This window comes from Acetivibrio saccincola, assembly GCF_002844395.1.
Taxonomy (GTDB): domain Bacteria; phylum Bacillota; class Clostridia; order Acetivibrionales; family Acetivibrionaceae; genus Herbivorax; species Herbivorax saccincola.
Genome location: NZ_CP025197.1, coordinates 1,669,570 through 1,687,011, shown reverse-complemented (window position 1 = coordinate 1,687,011; position 17,442 = coordinate 1,669,570). Strand labels below are relative to the sequence as shown.

The following is a 17,442-nucleotide window of genomic DNA, read 5'->3' as shown; positions in this document are numbered from 1 at the left end:
TGATTTATTTACGTATACTTTTATAATTGTATTATAAACTTTTATTTATAAAAAATTCTTTATTAAATAAATCTTTTATGTTTATTAAAGGAGGCCATAATGGAAAAATCAATTGATATATTAAATAATATTGTGACAAATGTGGAAAAAGTAATTGTGGGTAAAAGAAAGACCATTGAACTTATACTTATGTCATTAATATGTGATGGACATGTTCTGATAGAGGATGTCCCCGGAGTGGGAAAAACCAGTATAGTTTCATGCATTGCAAAATCCATAAACGCTTCATTTAAAAGGATACAATTTACACCTGATGTCCTTCCTTCTGACATTACAGGCTTTACAATGTACAATCAAAAAAAAGGGGAGTTTGTATTTCATCCCGGAAGTGTCATGAGCCAAATAATACTTGCAGACGAAATTAACAGGACTTCACCTAAAACCCAGGCAAGCCTTTTGGAAGTAATGGAAGAAAAGCAGGTTACCGTTGACGGGGTTACCTATGACATGCCAAAGCCCTTTATGGTTTTAGCTACCCAAAACCCAGTAGAGTATCTTGGTACATATCCTCTTCCTGAAGCACAGCTTGACAGGTTTTTAATGAAAGTTTCCATAGGATATCCTGACAAAGGGGAGGAAAGCTATATACTCTCCCGTTTTCAAAAAACAAATCCTTTAGATGAATTGGAACCTGTTGCTCAAAGTGAAGATATTATTAAAATTCAAGACAAAGTAAAAAATATATATTCAGATAAAATTATAAATGATTATATTGTTGAAATAGTTAATGAAACCAGAACCCATCCGGATATATATTTAGGTGCAAGCCCCAGGGGTTCTTTAGCGCTGTTTAGGGCTGCACAGGCATGGGCTCTTTATAATAACAGAACTTATGTAATACCTGAAGATGTAAAATTTATGGCTGTACCGGTTTTGTCCCACAGAATTGTTATGAAACAAGAAGCAAAATTAAAAAAATTAACCCCTGAAGAAATAATTGATTCCATTTTACAATCAATAAGGGTACCAATGGTGGATGATTATGAAAAGAAATAGAATTTTATATTTTAGCCTTTTTACATTAGCTTTATTATTTATATACTTTTATGGCGGCAAAATCCCATACATGTTTTTTTATGCTGTTGTAATTACGCCGCTAATTTCTATACTGCTTACCACTTTGGCTTTTCTAAGGTTTACTTATGTTGAAGAAATAGACAAAATAAGCATTGTAAAAGGCGAAGAATTCAATTACAGTTTAATTATACACAATGAAGATTTTTTTCTTTACCCTTATATCAATGTTACTTTTTCTGCTGGAAATGTTTTTTTAGGAAAACAACTTGAAAAAGAAAGTCTCTCTTTGCCCCCTTTTTCAAAAAAGACTTTCCAGTTTAAAGCCGTAGCTAAATACAGGGGTGAATATGAAATAGGCATAAAATCCATAGAATTTGAGGATTACCTGGGAATTTTCAAATTAACTCACAGACCTAAGAGCCCAAAGGTTATAAAAGTGTATCCCCGTATTGTGGAATTAAGCGGTGTGAAATTAAAACCTATGCTTCTTTCTGAATCCCATTCAATACCGACGTCTTTATATGAAAATACAAACACCATTTCAGATATCAGGGAATATATATATGGGGACAGTATCAGAAGGATTCACTGGAAACTTTCTTCTAAAATGAATAAACTACTGGTGAAAAAATTTGACGCTACATCCAGGGCAAACTCTGCCATCATACTGGATTTAACAAAACCCGGATATTCTGATGAGGAAAATCTTTTAATTGAAGACACCATTATTGAATGTGCTGTATCATTCACATACTACCTTTTAGGCAGCCGGGCAAGCGTAAGTTTAATTTATTATAAAGACAGCTACACAGAAATTAAAGCAGAAAACATCCTTCAGTTTCAAAACATATACGACATCCTTGCTAAAATAAAATTTAACCAGGATATAGAAACTAAAGATTTGCTCTCTGTGTACGTTGAAAACAATATTTTAAAAAAATCAAATATCCTTCTTTTTACATCATCTGTCAGCAGCGCATTGTTTGAAGAATTATACAAAGCAACTTTAGCCGGATTTGATGTAAGCTTAATATATGTATCCAATAATAACAAAAACGAGCCTTTGGATGAAGAAAAAACCAAAATGTTAAAAGAACTCCCCGAATTAGGTGTTGCTGCCTATAAAATAAGTGTGGAAGACAATATAAAAGAAGTATTTTGTTCATAAAAATTTTTGATAAAATTTTGCCAGTTTAAACCTAAAAATAACCAAAAAAGCACCAGATAAAAATTCTGGTACTTTTTTGGGTTGTAATATATATAAAAATTAATATAGGGGATATTTTTTACACAAAACTCCTACTCTCTCTTTTATATTTTCTTTTGAGTTGTCAAAATCAGTGAGAGTAAGGTTTATAAGTTCTGCTATCTCCCTCATATCTTCTTCCTTCATTCCCCTTGTCGTAACTGCCGGGGTACCCAGCCTGATTCCACTTGTAATAAAGGGACTTTGGGTGTCAAAAGGAATTCCGTTTTTATTTACAGTAATATGAACCTCGTCCAACATGTTTTGAGCGTCTTTTCCTGTAATGCCTTTATTCCTCAAATCTACAAGCATTAAATGGTTGTCCGTTCCTCCGGATACAATATCCATGCCTTTTTCCATTAATGCATCAGCCAGTGCCTTTGCATTTTTAACTACTTGTTCCTGATACTTTTTAAATTCATCTGTCATTACTTCTTTAAATCCAACAGCCTTTGCTGCTATAATGTGCATTAACGGACCACCTTGTATTCCCGGGAAAACTGCCTTGTTAACTTTTTTTGCAAATTCTTCTTTACAAAGGATCAAACCGCCCCTTGGACCTCTAAGGGTCTTATGTGTAGTAGTTGTTACAAAGTGGGCATATGGTACAGGATTAGGATGAAGTCCTGCTGCAACAAGACCTGCAATATGTGCCATATCAACAAGCAAATATGCTCCAACTTCATCTGCTATTTCCCTGAACTTTTTAAAATCCAGTATTCTAGGATAAGCACTTGCCCCGGCAACTATCAGTTTTGGTTTATTCTCTAAAGCTAACTTTCTTACTTCTTCATAATCTATTCTATAGTCATCCTTACTTACACCGTAGGATACCACATTAAAATATTTACCCGACATATTCACGGGACTTCCGTGGGTTAAATGACCACCATGGGAAAGATCCATTCCTAAAATTGTGTCTCCCGGATTTAAAACAGAGAAAAATACTGCCATGTTGGCCTGTGCTCCTGAATGCGGCTGTACATTGGCATGTTCTGCTCCGAATATCTCTTTTGCCCTTTCAATTGCTATATCCTCAATAACATCTACGTATTCACAGCCGCCATAATATCTTTTCCCAGGATAGCCTTCAGCATATTTATTTGTAAGAGGTGTCCCCATTGCCTCCATAACCGCACAGCTTACAAAGTTCTCAGATGCTATAAGTTCTATGTTGTTTCTCTGGCGCATAATCTCTTTTTCAATCTCCCCTGCAACCTGAGGGTCAATCTTTTTTATTTCACTTAAACTATACATAATAAAAAACCTCCTGTAAAAATAAAAGCTTAAAGGGCATCAAGAAAAAAACCACCAAAGTGGATTTTCTTCAAAATAACACTAGATTAATAATAATAATAATTCATGCCAATGTCAACTTTCTTTTTGCTCTCTTGTAAGATAATATTGTTCCCTTGCCATTTCCAAAACAACTTTATTTTGTCTTGCCTCCTGGGAGCTTATTAGTCTGTTAAACCACTTGATGGCTTCATCATAATTTTCAAGACGCCTGTTAAGCTCTGCTATCATATACATACATGTAAACTCGTCCATTTTGCCTACAGGAAGTTCTTCTTTTTCATATACTTCATAATAAAAGTGCAATGCGTGTTCTAAAAACTTCTTTTCCCTTTCGTCTTTTAACATCCTGTAAATCCAGGCTATCCTTAAGCATATCTTAGCAAAATCACTTGGTCTTGAATCTATTGTCTGGACATTATAAAGTGCAAGTTTAAAAGCCTCCAGTGCCTTTTCCGGACTTCTTACCCCTGTAAAACTTCTTTTTTTCCACCGGGGGCTAATTTCTTTAATGACCTTCTCTGCATCCCGTGAAGAAATTTCCTCAAATCTGTCAGACTGGGCGGCATATCCACAAAATTCACACACCCATGCATCATAAAACATAGGATTTACAGTTTTGTAATAAACACAAAAATCAGTATCCCTGGAGGATACAATACAGCTTCTGGACTTAACCCTGGTTACTTCAATTTTTTTACCACACACAGGACATGTGATGCTTTTGTTGTATAGAGCTTCTTCCATAAATATAACCTCACCCATTATTTATTTATCTTCTGATATGTCCTACCCTGATGCGTCCCTTTACAGGTCTATATAAATCTTCAGATATTTTTTCCCTTTCTATAAGTTTATACTTCTCATCATATGTCTCCCTATAAACTGCAACCCTCAAACCCTCTACCGGGCGCTTTTCAACCACCATTTCCCCTTCTGCCAGTGACCAGTCATGTATTACTTCACTTGCACCCGGGCTTATTCTCTCGATTATAACAGACTTTAAAGTCACATTATACTTTACAGGCTCTTTTTTTCCTATAAGCCTTATAATTATTTGTCCACCGGATACTTCTGCATTTAATAATATCGGATATTCTTTGTTATTCTTAAATTTAAAATCAATATACCCTTCGGCAATTGTGGCATCCTGACCTGGCTCAACATAACCTAAGGGAATGGAGTGGTTTACCCTTTCTACCACACCTAATTTTGCTTTAAGTACTGCTACATACAAAGTTGAAGTAACCTGACAAACCCCGCCGCCGACTCCCTCTATAAGCTGGTTTTTTATAATTACAGGGGCGTTTTTATAGCCATTCTCTTTCGTCCTGGTCCCTAGTGCTTTATCCATAGAAAAAACTTGATTTGGCATAATCAGACTGTTGTTTATTCTTTCACAAGCCAGTTTGATGTTATAAGTCCGGTTGACATTATTAGGATTAAAAGATGTAGAAAATGAAGCAATAACCTCTTGGATGTGAGAAATATCCTTTAATTGAATTTCAGGGGTCACCTCTTTAACCTGCAAATCTATAGCTGAAAAATCCCTTCTTAATATTCTATTTTCTATCATTTCAACATTTTTGTCAACATCCATAATCTTGCCAATAACCTCTTTATCATGCTTTACCCGCCCATTTTCATATTCAGCTTTGGCATTCTTTTCTTTTCTGTCTATTTGGTTTTTAATATCTGAAAGTATCTCTAAAAGCTCTTGTTTAGAATAAGTTGAATCTACCAGGACATTTTTGCCATAGTACATAAGGTTAATAAGCTCCCCTGTCCTAGCAAAAACCCCGCCTTCCCTTCCAAGCTTATAGGCATCTATAAGTGTATTTTCCAAAAGAAATCTATAGGAAATATCCTCTAAAGGAATTTCCCACACCTTGTCTTCATACCTTAATCTTATACTATTTGAACTTATAAAATTATCAAGCTTTTTTCCCACTACTTCCCTGGCACCATTTATATCAAGACCGGAAACATCTATACCTTCTATAAGCACGCCCTTATAGAAAGTTTTCTTGTTTAAAAATTTAAAAGCGCCAAAAAACAATGCTGAAGCAATAACTATAAAAATAATTAATGTAACCTTTGTCTTTTTTTGGGATAAAAAATTAAGCAACATTTACCTACCTTCTACCACTTAATAATTTTAAATATATTATATAATTATTGTTGCTTAATTATATATTATTACACACAATTAAATTTATCTAATAATTAAATAAAATGTAATGTTAATCCCTGGTTATTATAAGTTTTTCAGTGTCTTCTACAGCCTTTTCAATTAAATTATCCAAATCAGCCTTTTTTTCTGACATAATTATCCTTTCTAATTTAGGTTTTGTATTGGGGTGTTTTGGCACAAAAACAGTACAGCAGTCTTCGTATGGAAGTATTGAAGTTTCATAAGTACCTATTTTTTTGGCTAAAATAACCACTTCATTTTTGTCCATTCCTATAAGAGGCCTGAAAACCGGCATATCCACTGATGCATTTGTCACAGCAAGGCTTTCTATAGTCTGGCTTGCCACCTGTCCTAAACTTTCTCCCGTTACAAGACCAACTGCTCCTGTCTTTTGAGCTATTTTCTCTGCAATTTTCATCATGGCTCTTCTCATTATTATAGTGGACTGTTCATGGGGACATTTATCATTTATTTCTAACTGTACATCTGTAAAGGGAACTATATAAAGGTCAATTTTGTGGCAATAATCACATAAAATTTTAGCAAGATCAATTACTTTTTCCTTTGCCCTCTCACTGGTGTAAGGATAGCTGTGAAAGTGAACTGCCTCTATTTCAACTCCTCTTTTACCTACCATCCAGCCTGCAACGGGACTGTCAATCCCCCCCGACAAAAGAAGCATGGCCTTTCCATTGGTGCCAATGGGCATTCCCCCGGCAGCGGGAATTATCTCTGAATATATGTATGTGTATTCCCTTACTTCAATATATAAAACAAATGAAGGGTTGTTTACATCAACGCTGAGTTTTGGGGTTTTGGATAAAATATAGCCTCCTACTTTCCCGTTAATTTCAGGTGAAGTTAAAGGAAATTTTTTGTTACCCCTTTTTGTTTCAACTTTAAATGTGGTATATCCCTTTTCTTCAACTAATTTAGAAGCCATCTTCAAAGCACTTTCCCTGATTACATCAATATCGGATTCCACCTTCCACACAACACTTACAGATACAATTCCAAATACTTTTGTAAGGATATTTACACATTCATCAAAATCATAATCAGAACTTTCAGGCTCCACATAAATCCTGCCCTGGGCTTTTCTAACCTCAGCTTTTCCTAAGCCTGCAACCGCCCTTTTAATATTATCAACAAGTTTTTTTTCAAAAGCAGGTCTGTTTAAACCTTTAAGCATTATTTCACCGCATCTTATTAAAATTACCTTTTCCATCCTCTTCCTCCACTTCTAATACTTATTCTAGGTAGAATACTTTTTAGGGCATCCACTGTCTCCTCTACATCTTCCACTGTATTGGTATGGGAAAAGCTAAACCTTATAGCCCCCTCAATACAGCCCGGTGGTAAGCCCAAAGCCTTTAGCACATGGCTGTGAATGTTTTTTCTTGAAGAACAGGCAGCTCCTGTTGATACAAATATATTTCTTTCTTCTAAATGATGAAGAAGCACTTCCCCACGTATATTTTCAAATGACGCATTTAATATATAGGGTAAAGAATCCCCCGGTGATATAATCTTTACACCTTCAATTTCAGATTTAAGCTTTTCAACTAATAAATTCTTTAATTTTTTACATTTATTATAATTTTCTTCAATGTTATCAAAAGTTATACGTGCTGCGGTGGCAAAACCGTATATCCCTGAAACATTTTCTGTCCCGGATCTTATAAGGCTTTCCTGCCCTCCCCCTAATAGTATTGGACTTAATCTTACATTTTTATTTTTATAAATTGCTCCCACGCCCTTAGGTCCATGAATTTTGTGAGAGCTTATTGTCATTAAATCAATCCCCAGTTTCTTAGGTATTATTTTAAACTTCCCGTACCCCTGTACAGCGTCCACATGAAGTACTGCATCTTTTTTTATTTTTGCAATTTTTTCAATTGGCTGTATGGTTCCAATTTCATTATTTACATAAATTATACTGATTAATGAGGTTTCTTCACATACTTTTTCTTCAATGTCTTTAACATCTACCTGCCCGTTTTGGTCAACATCTATAAAGTCCACTCTGTAACCTTCCGTGGATAAAAATTTAAATACCTCCAAAACTGAAGGATGCTCAATCTTAGTGGTTATAACATGTTTACCCTTCCTGGGATTAGCTCGTAAATACCCTAAAATAGCAAGGTTATTCCCTTCAGTCCCTCCTGAAGTAAAGTAGATTTCATCATTTTCAGCCATAAGGGTTTTAGCTATAATCTCCCTTGAATTTTTAATGATTTTTTCCGCTTCAATCCCTTTTGTATGCAAAGAAGACGGATTACCGTATATATTTCTATTTATATCACTGATAACCTCAACAACCTCATCATATGGCTTTGTAGTTGCACTGTTGTCTAAATATATTTCCCTTCTCAATTACATCCCTCCAAATTATACATAAACATTTTAACACATTAAATTTATTTTAACCACAAAAAATAAATAAAAGCTTAAAGGAGCATTAAACCCTAAGCTTTTATTTATTTCTAAAATTTATTAAATTTAACTATATGTCAATTTTAAATATTTAATGTATTGCATATTTCGGGTACATCCGGACACTGATTCCGGCAGCATCCGGACGTCGTTTCGGAATTATCCGGACAGCATAACGGTACATCCGGACACCTTGTCGATTTACTAAAATATAGGTACTCTTTAATCAGAATGATTAAAGGGGGCCAATCGATGAGGAGGCTGGATATGTTAAAAGCAAGAGAAATTTTAAGACTTAAGCATGAAGTAGGACTATCTCTAAGAGAAATTGGTCAAGCTTGTAATTGTGGTAAAACAACAGTGTCAGAGATTCTTAAAAGAGCAGAAAAAGCAAATATAACATGGCCAATCCAACTTAGTGATAAACAGTTAATGTCAATGCTATACCCACCTACAAATAATAGAAAAATCGTTCCAGAGCCTGATATGGAAGAGGAACTGGAGAAGTTTATCAACAGACCATTTCAGAAAATGGAGGGTAACAGAAAGACGGCTTTTAAAAAGATAGATAAACCCTGTCTGCAGCCATTGCCGGCAACAAAATACGAATATTGCGACTGGGTAGAAACAAGAGTTGCATTTAATTATCATGTTGAGTACAAAGGATTTTTCTACAGTGTTCATTACTCCTATGCGAATCATAAATGTTGGATTAGGGCATCATCAAAAACTATAGAAGTATATATAGGGAATGAAAGAATAGCGGTACACACCAGAAACTATGATAAATCTAATCGCTATAAAACATTAGAGGAACATATGCCCGAAGAGCATAAAGCTGTTTATGCATGGAGTTCTGAGCGTTTTCTGTCATGGGCAGAAAAAAACGGTCCTTATACCCGGGAACTAATCAAAAAGATTCTTGAAAGCAGTGATTATCCTGTTCAGTGTTATCGAACTTGTATGGGAATTATGAGACTTGCTAAAAGTTGTTCTGTTGAAATAATAGAAACTGTCAGCAAAGAGGCTATAGATAAAAATGTTTTTTCCTTCAAATATTTCAATATTATCCTTAAGCAAGTCGTCAAGAATTCCACAAAGAAGCAGAATGATACAATTATTCGGCATGAAAATGTAAGAGGAAGCAGTGCTTACTCAGGAGGTGGTATATATGCTAATTAACCCAACTATAGAAAAACTAAGAGATATGAAACTTAAAGTTATGGCCCAACTACTGAGTGATTCAGATCCGGCTTTAAGGGAGTTGTCTTTTGAGGAAAGGTTCGGTATTATGGTTGAAAAAGAATGGGAGTCAAGAAAAAACTCCAGGATTAAAAGATATATACATAAAGCATCTTTTAGTATTAATGCATGCATTGAGGATATAGACTATACTGCGGAACGGAAGATAGATAAAAAGACTATACAAACTCTTTCTACCTGTACCTACATTATTCAGAAATTAAATATCGTGATTACAGGAAAAACCGGAAGCGGAAAGACATTTTTGGCATGTGCATTTGGTAACAGTGCTTGTCGTCATGGCTATACCGTTAAATACTACCGTATTCCGGAACTTTTACTTGATTTTCAGGACAGGTTCCCCATACTCATTGGTATAACCTGTTTCCTGACCCTACAATAGCAGATGCAATTATGGACAGGATAATTCATAATGCATATATCCTTGCTCTGGACTCAAAAAAATCTATGAGAGAGGTAATGGCAGAAAAGGTAATTAGAGAAACAAAACATGATGAATAATAAAAAATATTGTAAATGAGAAAAGTTCGGTATAATTATGGCATGAAAGTTAGTACATAGGCAAAAGGGAGAGCTAATCATTTTAATAAAATACTTGAAGGGTATAAGTATAAACTTTAATACAATGTTAGAAAGAATTGTGTTAAGTACAAATTTATTATAAAATCAAATTAAATGACAAGGTGTCCGGATAATCCGGTTTAATTTCCGGATGTTTCCGGAACTGCCGTCCGGATAATCCGGAATACGCAATGTATTTACTGTACTCTGGATTTCCTTATTTTCTTACTTATCAATGATATGTATCAAAATAGTATTTACCATACTAAATATAGTCAGAATTTAACCATTTCATATAGTGGTATAAGCATTTTAAATTAGACTCTGATATTCCTATTATTTCTATGCCATATTCATAATAATCTTTTATTTTGGCTTTTCTTACGATTTTGCCATTAAAATTTAATTTATTTGTCCTGTCTAAAATCACTTCAACTTCTATTACATCATCATAAATTAGTACATCTTTGCAATAAATCTTTACACCGCCTGAACTGATATTTTTAACAACTGCAAAAATAGGTGTAATAAATCCAGAAACATTTATGGTGGCAGTTAAACTAACGTAGTATCTCTGATGTTTTCTCATATCTTTAAATTTTTCAATCCCGTTAACAGAAACACTAAATTTTAAAGGGGAAACAGTGTATATATAATTTATTATACCTGACATAACATAAAGCTCTTTATTGTTGGAATAATTTATTACCACATGGTCATCAGGAAAAAACAAAGGTTCTTTTATGCTGTCCCTCACTTTTAAAATTAATTCATCTTCCGTTCTATCTAAAATGGTAGCGTTTTCAAATTCAAACATTCTAAAATGCTTTAAATCAGCAGGACTGTTCGTTTTAATTATTTTATTTAAAGACTTAGTATTTAAAAAGCTTAGAATACCCATTCTTTTGTCTAAATCATACTTTGACATAATCCCACCCCTTTAGTTTTAATGCACTGCCAAAATTTATCTGAAACTTGTATGTCTAAAAACATGTAGAGATTAAACCAGGAAGATATGACTTTCATGTATTTAAGTGGTCAATCATCAAAGTTTGAAGATAATTTAATTATATCACAAAAACAAAAAATCTACATGTATTTTTGGTTTTTTCCTTTATTTTATTCCCGGCTTTTACTTTCTTTTTTTAAATAATTGTGCTATAATAGATATTGATAGCACAATATTTCCTCCCTAATGGTATAAGGAGATAAACGGTGACTTATGAAACAGGGCAAAATCACTGAAAGGTGATGACGCAAAGCTTTGGGTCTAAGGTTTTTTATTTTATTTAAAAAACGATGATCGCCAAGCTGCCATTAAAAGTTCTGTTTATTCTCTTTAAATATATGTATAAGAGGCAATAGTCAGTCTATTTCCTTATACCACTCTTTTTTTAAAACTTAAATGCCTTCTTTATGTGACTTGAGACATTTTAAAAAGTCCATTTTTTTATAGTCTTTTTCCAACTGTCTTTTTAAATATATTTTTGATACTCTTCTTATTTCATCTAAAACGTCACAGGACGCTTCAAAATTAAATATATTTTGCATATTACTGTAAACTATATAAAATATAGCTTTTGCTGCACCTTCTGAAAGCCTTACGGCACTTTTATCAGCAGCGGTACAATCTTTACAAATAAAACCGCATTTTACAAAACTAAAAGATATATTTTCAAACTCCTTCTTTCCGCAATTTACGCATCCATTTACCCATGGTGCAAATCCTAAAATGGAAAGAAGCTTTATTTCAAATATGGAAACCACCTGTAAAACCGGTCTTTTAGAATTTGAAATCATATATAAAGAATTTAAAAAAAGTTTCAGTACATCTATGGAAGGCTGGTTTTCCTGAGCTATGTCATTTATTATATCCGTCATATGTGCTGCACAAGTCAGCTTCTCAATACTGTTTCTTATATCATAGAAAGGCTCAATAACATCACAGCTGTTGATGGAATACATTTCTTTACCTTTAAAAAGTACAAAATCACTGTAACACAAAAGCTGTGTCCCTGCAATAAGCCGACTCCTGGGCCTTCTTGCACCTTTAGCAGAAGCTGTGATTTTACCTAAATTTCTAGTAAATATAGTTAAAATTTTATCCGCCTCACCGGTATGAACTTCTTTTATAACAATCCCAGTTGTTTTTACATAACTCATGCTTTTTTACATAATTCCCCCTGTATCCCGCTTTTCATTTCATACCAAAAGACTTATACCAAAAAACCCGGGTCTTGGAATTTTTCCTAAAAATCAAGGAGTTAACCGCAATGTATTGCTGTTGAACTGATAACAACCTCATCCTTTATCCTTTTTGCTTCTTCAATGATTCTCTGCTTCTCTTCAATTTCTTTTAAAAACATATAAATTGTTATGTCACCTGTATTTTCAAACGCTTTCCACGCAAAATCTTTTAGCATAAATGCAGTTCCCCCTCTTTTTTCTTCTTAATAATTAGGGTACACTTATTTTGTTTTTGTATACCAGAAAATTTTTTACTACAATTAAAATGTATTCATTTTTGGTATCCTAATGCTTTTAACATAAAATCACTGTTTCTCCAATCTTTCTTCACCTTAACCCACAGTTCTAAAAAGACCTTGGTTCCTAAAAAATTCTCAATTTCCATTCTTGAAAGAGTACCTATTTTTTTGAGCATATTTCCGTTTTTTCCTATTAAAATAGCTTTGTGGGTAGGTTTTTCACAGTAAATGTTGGCCTGAATATCAACTATATCTTTACCTTCCCTGTTTTTAAAACTCATTACTTCAACACCAACGCCATGTGGAACTTCATCACTTACAAGCTCTAATACTTTTTCTCTTATAAACTCCGCCACAATTATTTTTTCCGGTTGGTCTGTAATCATATCATCGGAAAAATATTTAGGACCTTTAGGCAAATTTTTCTTAAGTTGGTCAATGATCAGATCTTCACAGGCATCACTTGTAGCAGATATAGGTATTATTTCTTTATACTCATAAGTATCTTTATACTCATCTATCACATTTAATAAATCAGGCTTTGAAATCAGGTCAATTTTATTAATGATTAAAAATACAGGTGTTTTAACTTTTTTTAACTGCTCTATTATATATAAATCTCCGGGACCTGGTTTTAAATGATGTGCTTCAACTAAAAATAAAACTACATCCACTTCATTTAATGAACCCACTGCCACATCTACCATGTAATTTCCAAGTTTCGTCTTCGGCTTATGTATTCCGGGTGTATCTATAAAAACTATCTGATAATCTTCCCCTGTTACAATTGCTTTTATTGTATTTCTTGTAGTTTGCGGTTTGTCTGACATAATGGCTATTTTTTCACCTGAAATTTTATTTAAAAGTGTGGATTTTCCCACATTAGGTCTTCCAATTATTGATACAAATCCTGATTTAAACTCCATATTTACATCACCTCACTGTATACTGCTCTATACTTTATTATAACCTACTATTTAATAATCCAAAACAAAAATCTATATTTTCTATTTAAAATTTTGTAAATGCATAGGGCAAAAGTTCTTCTAAAGTAAATACTTTGTAATCACCTTTTTTATTAGCACAAATAATTTTTGTATCTTTATCCCCAAATTCCAAAATTACCTGTCTGCATATACCGCAGGGAAGCGTAATGCTTTCACTGTCCCCACAGACTGCCACAGCCTTTATTTTTAATTCACCTTCTGAAACCGCCTTAAATACCGCTGTTCTCTCTGCACAATTTGTTGCCCCGAAACTGACATTTTCAACATTGACACCAGTATAAACCTTTCCGCTGTCTGTTAAAAGGGCTGCCCCCACCGAAAATTTTGAATAAGGTGAATAGGAATTTTTCCTTACATCCATCGCCATTTCAATAAGCTTTTTCTCATCCATTGCCCTGCCTCCTTTATACTATGCACAAAACCTTTAAAATTCCTTTAAATCTATAGTTTAAAAAAAATCTATGGTTTATGAAAAATGCTAAACAAAAACAATGTCACAATAAATCCAATAATAGTTCCCACAAATACTTCCATAAAATTATGTATTTTTGATTCTATCCGGCTTTGTACAACAAGAAATAATAAGATTAAACACAGTATAGTTAAGTTTATATTTGAAGACCACAAAGCTACTGCAGTGGTAATTGAAGATGCAATTGCCGCATGCCCGCTTGGCATACCGCCTTTTAAAGGCGTGTATTTAGGAGAAAAAGACTTTATAACCAATACTATTACTATTGTTATTACAGATGCAATAACAGCAATGTGCATTGGATACTGGCGTATTCTTTCAACGCCTATTTCTAATCCTGTGCTCACCCTGTCAAAAAATATAAAATACCCTATAATAAGTGAAATAAAGGAGGCTACCAATACACCGCCTGCTGCAACATCTTTAATAATCCTTATTTTAGGGTGGTAGCCTGTTGTTATTAAATCCACAATCTCCTCAATGGCAGTATTAAATATCTCGGCGGTCATCACCATCCCTATTGAAAAACAAATAACTATAAATTCAAGTTTTGTAAGGTCTAAAAACAAACTCATAAAAAGAACCAGTATTGAAACGGCAACATGTATCTTCATGTTGCGTTCACTTTTAATGACATAAATTATGCCCTTTATTGCATTATTAAAACTGTCAGAAAGATTTTTATTCTTCATAAGACATACACGCTCTTTTTAATCCCATTTTATTTAAAACGGCATTTTGTTTCCCAAGCATTTTTTCCTCTCTTTCTTCATTATCATGGTCATATCCAAGCAAATGATACACCCCGTGGGTTAGTAAAAATATCATTTCCCTTTCTAAAGAATGACCATATTCTAAAGCCTGCTCCACGGCCTTTTCAATGGAAATTACAATATCACCTAAAATAATTGCCCCGTCATCTTCATCTATATCCCCAAGACTTGACTTTATTTCCCCGTCATACATGTTCACAATAGGAAAAGACAGTACATCCGTTGGCTTGTCAATATTTCTGTGCTGTAAGTTTATTTCCCTTATTTTTTCATTATCAACAATCATAACATCTATACTATATTCATCGGTAAAATTTTCATTTCCCATAATAATTTCTACCGACTCATACATAAGCTTTATAATCTCATCATTTATATTAACTTTATCCTGTAAATTTTCAATATATACTCCCATTATACATCTCCTCTTTTGATTTTACTCTTTTGTTGCAGCAGTTTCCTCAAAGCTTTTAACCTTTTCTTTTTTTTGTACTTCTTTTTTGATTTCAGGATACTCTTCCCTATTATGGAAATATCCACCAAAAACTTTCATAAAGGATTTTGCAATGCTGTCTAAATCTTTAAGGGTTAAATCGCAATGGTCAAACTGACCGTCCTCTAATTTATCTTTAATAATTTTCCGGATTAAACCTTCAATTTTTCCTTCCGTCTTATCAGGCATAGACCTTACAGCAGCTTCCACAGAATCTGCAAGCATTACAACCGCCGCTTCCTTAGACCTGGGCTTTTTCCCTTCATACCTGAATTTAGACTCATCCACTTCTTCCCCTTTTTCAGAATTCTTTGCTTTGTGATAAAAATACGCAACTAAAGTAGTACCATGATGCTGGAGTATTATATCAATTATGGCAAGGGGTATCTTGTATTTCTTTGCAAGTTCAACACCATCTGTAACATGGGATGTAATAACTAAAGCACTTAAATTTGGGGTCATTTTGTCATGAGGGTTTTCCGACATCTGGTTCTCTGTAAAAAAACCCGGTCTTTTAAGTTTACCCACGTCGTGAAAATAAGCCCCTACCCTTGCAAGAAGTGGATTTCCGCCTATTGCTTCCGCCCCTGCCTCCGCCAGGTTACCCACCATCAAACTATGGTGATATGTCCCCGGTGCTTCTGTAAGCAGCCTTTTTAAAAGGGGATGATTTGGATTACCCAGCTCTAAAAGGCGCATAGGAGTTATCACATTAAAGGTGCTTTCTAATGTGGGCAAAAGCCCTATGGTAAATACTGTAGAGAAAAAACCATTAATCAGCACAACTGCCCCGTTTTCTAAAATGGTCCTCCACCCGGCTTTGTTCATTAAATTTATAGGAATAACAACCAAAACATTTATAAGCCCTATAATGGCACCGGCAACTGTAAGCTTGTTTCTTTGATTAGCCTTTGAAACAAGAAAAATTGAAAAAGTACCGCTTATAAGAGCCATAAATATAAATTTAATTTCCCCGTTTGTCATAATTGAAATTGCAATGGTTAAAACTAAGTTTACCATCAGAGCAAGTTTTACATCTAAAAGTATCGATACCAGAATAACTGCTAAAAATACAGGAATTAATAAGGTGGTATACTCTTTTATCCATCTTGCCAAAAAAAGTGTAGTTATAATTAGAATTGACAATAGTATCAGGTCATTTCTATTGTACAAAACTTTTTTGCAAAAGTAGTTCATATAAAGAACCAGCAAAAAGGAAAGCATAACAAGGATAATGAGTATCGCCCCGGCAAGGGAGTAGTCAAACCTGCTTTTTGTCTCTAAAAGGTTTAAATCTTCAAGAACTTTAAGCTTGTCCTTTGTTACAGTATCTCCTACACTTAATATCCTCTGCCCCTTTTCAATTATAACGGTATTGGCAGGATCATTATATGCCTTCTCCTTTTTCAGTTTAGTGGCCTCATCGTCAATTTTCCTGTTGGGTTCTAAAATATAGTTAGATACAATAATTCCTATATTTTTAAGTTCTTGATTTAAATTGCTGTCAGATATATCGTTTTGAAGCTCAACAATTCTTGCTGCTATATTATCTTTTGTAACGTCTTTTACCATGATGCCGCTGACCAATTCCAACATTACATTTTCAAATTCATTAATCTCTTCATCTTCAGCCTCTGAAATTATATAAATAATCTGCTCTTCAGAAAACTCATAGCCTGTGTTTTCATTACTCTCCTTTAGTAATGAAGCAGCTTTTTCAAGTTCTTGTTGAAAAAGCTCATGGTAGTCTTCCTCCGACCCTGCTTCTATAGAATTTACACCCTTATTAAAACTATTTCTCGTCCTGTTAACTAAGGATAAAAAATTAGTTAATTTATTTATCACCTTTATAGAGGCATCTCTTATTTCTTTCATAACAGGTTCTTCAGCTTCTGCTGCTGCAATGGCATTTTGCTCTGTCAGTATTGTATTAACTACATCCCTTGGAGCAGTTATATCGTATTCCGATTTAGAATCTAAAGTAAGCCTGTACTTTTTAGGAGTAGCTCCCTGTAACAGAATGATAAATGCAATAGTAAGAGTAAAAAAAGCTATTAAGATTCTTTGTATTTTTGTATTTTTTAAATTAAACTTTGTACTACTTAAAGAACTTTTTTTCTTTTCTTTAGTCATTTTTA

18 protein-coding genes and 1 riboswitch are annotated in these 17,442 nt (G+C 33.8%); of the genes, 5 read left to right on the top strand and 13 right to left on the bottom strand.

The features are described 5' to 3' along the window. Positions 1–99 precede the first annotated feature (99 nt). Positions 100–1,056, top strand: coding sequence for an AAA family ATPase (locus HVS_RS07485; protein WP_101300792.1), 957 nt, complete (start codon positions 100–102; stop codon positions 1,054–1,056). Continuing rightward, positions 1,043–2,245 (top strand): DUF58 domain-containing protein, encoded by a 1,203-nt coding sequence (locus tag HVS_RS07480; RefSeq protein WP_101300789.1) that lies wholly within the window; start codon positions 1,043–1,045, stop codon positions 2,243–2,245. The genes HVS_RS07485 and HVS_RS07480 overlap by 14 nt, the downstream gene beginning before the upstream one ends. A 99-nt stretch (positions 2,246–2,344) precedes the next feature. On the opposite strand, the gene HVS_RS07475 is transcribed toward HVS_RS07480, so the two are convergent. The 5 genes from HVS_RS07475 to HVS_RS07455 form a co-directional block, all read right to left on the bottom strand. Continuing rightward, positions 2,345–3,580, bottom strand: coding sequence for a serine hydroxymethyltransferase (locus HVS_RS07475; protein ID WP_101300786.1), 1,236 nt, complete (start codon positions 3,578–3,580; stop codon positions 2,345–2,347). Between the two features lie 114 nt (positions 3,581–3,694). After that, a complete protein-coding gene (locus HVS_RS07470; protein ID WP_101304137.1) occupies positions 3,695–4,366 on the bottom strand; it encodes a DUF2225 domain-containing protein in 672 nt (223 codons plus the stop codon). A gap of 25 nt (positions 4,367–4,391) precedes the next feature. Beyond that, on the bottom strand, positions 4,392–5,750 hold the full coding sequence (locus HVS_RS07465) for a VanW family protein (RefSeq protein ID WP_101300782.1): 1,359 nt from the start codon (positions 5,748–5,750) through the stop codon (positions 4,392–4,394). 112 nt (positions 5,751–5,862) lie between these two features. Then, positions 5,863–7,041: a tRNA uracil 4-sulfurtransferase ThiI gene (thiI, locus tag HVS_RS07460; protein WP_101300778.1), complete on the bottom strand. Its 1,179-nt coding sequence runs from the start codon at positions 7,039–7,041 to the stop codon at positions 5,863–5,865. Next, positions 7,029–8,189 (bottom strand): cysteine desulfurase family protein, encoded by a 1,161-nt coding sequence (locus HVS_RS07455; RefSeq protein ID WP_101300775.1) that lies wholly within the window; start codon positions 8,187–8,189, stop codon positions 7,029–7,031. The genes thiI and HVS_RS07455 overlap by 13 nt, the downstream gene beginning before the upstream one ends. Before the next feature lie 312 nt (positions 8,190–8,501). On the opposite strand from HVS_RS07455, the gene HVS_RS07450 reads away from it, so the two are divergent. Genes HVS_RS07450 through HVS_RS17155 form a run of 3 tightly spaced genes read left to right on the top strand, consistent with a single transcriptional unit; the run spans position 8,502 to position 10,013 of the window. Further along, positions 8,502–9,431, top strand: coding sequence for a Mu transposase domain-containing protein (locus tag HVS_RS07450; protein ID WP_101300770.1), 930 nt, complete (start codon positions 8,502–8,504; stop codon positions 9,429–9,431). Then, the gene (locus HVS_RS07445) at positions 9,421–9,894 is read left to right on the top strand and encodes an ATP-binding protein (RefSeq protein WP_242971564.1); all 474 of its coding nucleotides are present in this window, start codon (positions 9,421–9,423) and stop codon (positions 9,892–9,894) included. The genes HVS_RS07450 and HVS_RS07445 overlap by 11 nt, the downstream gene beginning before the upstream one ends. Next, positions 9,873–10,013: a hypothetical protein gene (locus HVS_RS17155; RefSeq protein ID WP_341456972.1), complete on the top strand. Its 141-nt coding sequence runs from the start codon at positions 9,873–9,875 to the stop codon at positions 10,011–10,013. The genes HVS_RS07445 and HVS_RS17155 overlap by 22 nt, the downstream gene beginning before the upstream one ends. A gap of 325 nt (positions 10,014–10,338) precedes the next feature. Here the strand turns inward: HVS_RS17155 and HVS_RS07440 are convergent, their stop codons facing one another. The 8 genes from HVS_RS07440 to HVS_RS07405 all read right to left on the bottom strand — a co-directional run bounded on the left by HVS_RS07440 (position 10,339) and on the right by HVS_RS07405 (position 17,437). Then, positions 10,339–11,001 (bottom strand): PilZ domain-containing protein, encoded by a 663-nt coding sequence (locus HVS_RS07440; RefSeq protein ID WP_101300766.1) that lies wholly within the window; start codon positions 10,999–11,001, stop codon positions 10,339–10,341. A gap of 293 nt (positions 11,002–11,294) precedes the next feature. Next, a riboswitch (cyclic di-GMP riboswitch) is annotated at positions 11,295–11,392 on the top strand. Between the two features lie 82 nt (positions 11,393–11,474). Continuing rightward, positions 11,475–12,236, bottom strand: a complete 762-nt coding sequence (gene recO, locus HVS_RS07435) for a DNA repair protein RecO (protein ID WP_101300762.1) — start codon at positions 12,234–12,236, stop codon at positions 11,475–11,477. 101 nt (positions 12,237–12,337) lie between these two features. Continuing rightward, positions 12,338–12,496 carry a YqzL family protein gene (locus HVS_RS07430; RefSeq protein ID WP_101300760.1) on the bottom strand — a complete coding sequence of 53 codons (159 nt, stop codon included), beginning with the start codon at positions 12,494–12,496 and terminating at the stop codon, positions 12,338–12,340. A gap of 95 nt (positions 12,497–12,591) precedes the next feature. Continuing rightward, positions 12,592–13,485, bottom strand: coding sequence for a GTPase Era (gene era / locus HVS_RS07425; RefSeq protein WP_101300757.1), 894 nt, complete (start codon positions 13,483–13,485; stop codon positions 12,592–12,594). Between the two features lie 85 nt (positions 13,486–13,570). Then, entirely contained in the window at positions 13,571–13,957 is a 387-nt protein-coding gene (locus tag HVS_RS07420) for a cytidine deaminase (protein ID WP_101300753.1), read from the bottom strand. Between the two features lie 68 nt (positions 13,958–14,025). Next, complete coding sequence (locus HVS_RS07415; protein WP_101300752.1) at positions 14,026–14,730, bottom strand: diacylglycerol kinase; 705 nt, start codon at positions 14,728–14,730, stop codon at positions 14,026–14,028. Next, positions 14,720–15,226: an rRNA maturation RNase YbeY gene (gene ybeY, locus HVS_RS07410; protein ID WP_101300751.1), complete on the bottom strand. Its 507-nt coding sequence runs from the start codon at positions 15,224–15,226 to the stop codon at positions 14,720–14,722. Before ybeY ends, HVS_RS07415 begins: the two co-directional genes overlap by 11 nt. A 21-nt stretch (positions 15,227–15,247) precedes the next feature. Then, positions 15,248–17,437 (bottom strand): HD family phosphohydrolase, encoded by a 2,190-nt coding sequence (locus HVS_RS07405; protein WP_101300750.1) that lies wholly within the window; start codon positions 17,435–17,437, stop codon positions 15,248–15,250. Positions 17,438–17,442: the final 5 nt, after the last annotated feature.

What these genes read in the sequence shown, in the direction of transcription:
- HVS_RS07415 (WP_101300752.1), bottom strand. Translation starts at nt 14,730, where the DNA reads ATGAAGAATAAAAATCTTTCTGACAGTTTTAATAATGCAATAAAGGGC.
- HVS_RS07445 (WP_242971564.1), top strand. Translation starts at nt 9,421, where the DNA reads ATGCTAATTAACCCAACTATAGAAAAACTAAGAGATATGAAACTTAAA.
- recO (WP_101300762.1), bottom strand. Translation starts at nt 12,236, where the DNA reads ATGAGTTATGTAAAAACAACTGGGATTGTTATAAAAGAAGTTCATACC.
- HVS_RS07465 (WP_101300782.1), bottom strand. Translation starts at nt 5,750, where the DNA reads ATGTTGCTTAATTTTTTATCCCAAAAAAAGACAAAGGTTACATTAATT.
- HVS_RS07420 (WP_101300753.1), bottom strand. Translation starts at nt 13,957, where the DNA reads ATGGATGAGAAAAAGCTTATTGAAATGGCGATGGATGTAAGGAAAAAT.
- ybeY (WP_101300751.1), bottom strand. Translation starts at nt 15,226, where the DNA reads ATGGGAGTATATATTGAAAATTTACAGGATAAAGTTAATATAAATGAT.
- HVS_RS07475 (WP_101300786.1), bottom strand. Translation starts at nt 3,580, where the DNA reads ATGTATAGTTTAAGTGAAATAAAAAAGATTGACCCTCAGGTTGCAGGG.
- thiI (WP_101300778.1), bottom strand. Translation starts at nt 7,041, where the DNA reads ATGGAAAAGGTAATTTTAATAAGATGCGGTGAAATAATGCTTAAAGGT.
- era (WP_101300757.1), bottom strand. Translation starts at nt 13,485, where the DNA reads ATGGAGTTTAAATCAGGATTTGTATCAATAATTGGAAGACCTAATGTG.
- HVS_RS07405 (WP_101300750.1), bottom strand. Translation starts at nt 17,437, where the DNA reads ATGACTAAAGAAAAGAAAAAAAGTTCTTTAAGTAGTACAAAGTTTAAT.
- HVS_RS07470 (WP_101304137.1), bottom strand. Translation starts at nt 4,366, where the DNA reads ATGGAAGAAGCTCTATACAACAAAAGCATCACATGTCCTGTGTGTGGT.
- HVS_RS07450 (WP_101300770.1), top strand. Translation starts at nt 8,502, where the DNA reads ATGAGGAGGCTGGATATGTTAAAAGCAAGAGAAATTTTAAGACTTAAG.
- HVS_RS07485 (WP_101300792.1), top strand. Translation starts at nt 100, where the DNA reads ATGGAAAAATCAATTGATATATTAAATAATATTGTGACAAATGTGGAA.
- HVS_RS07440 (WP_101300766.1), bottom strand. Translation starts at nt 11,001, where the DNA reads ATGTCAAAGTATGATTTAGACAAAAGAATGGGTATTCTAAGCTTTTTA.
- HVS_RS07480 (WP_101300789.1), top strand. Translation starts at nt 1,043, where the DNA reads ATGAAAAGAAATAGAATTTTATATTTTAGCCTTTTTACATTAGCTTTA.
- HVS_RS07430 (WP_101300760.1), bottom strand. Translation starts at nt 12,496, where the DNA reads ATGCTAAAAGATTTTGCGTGGAAAGCGTTTGAAAATACAGGTGACATA.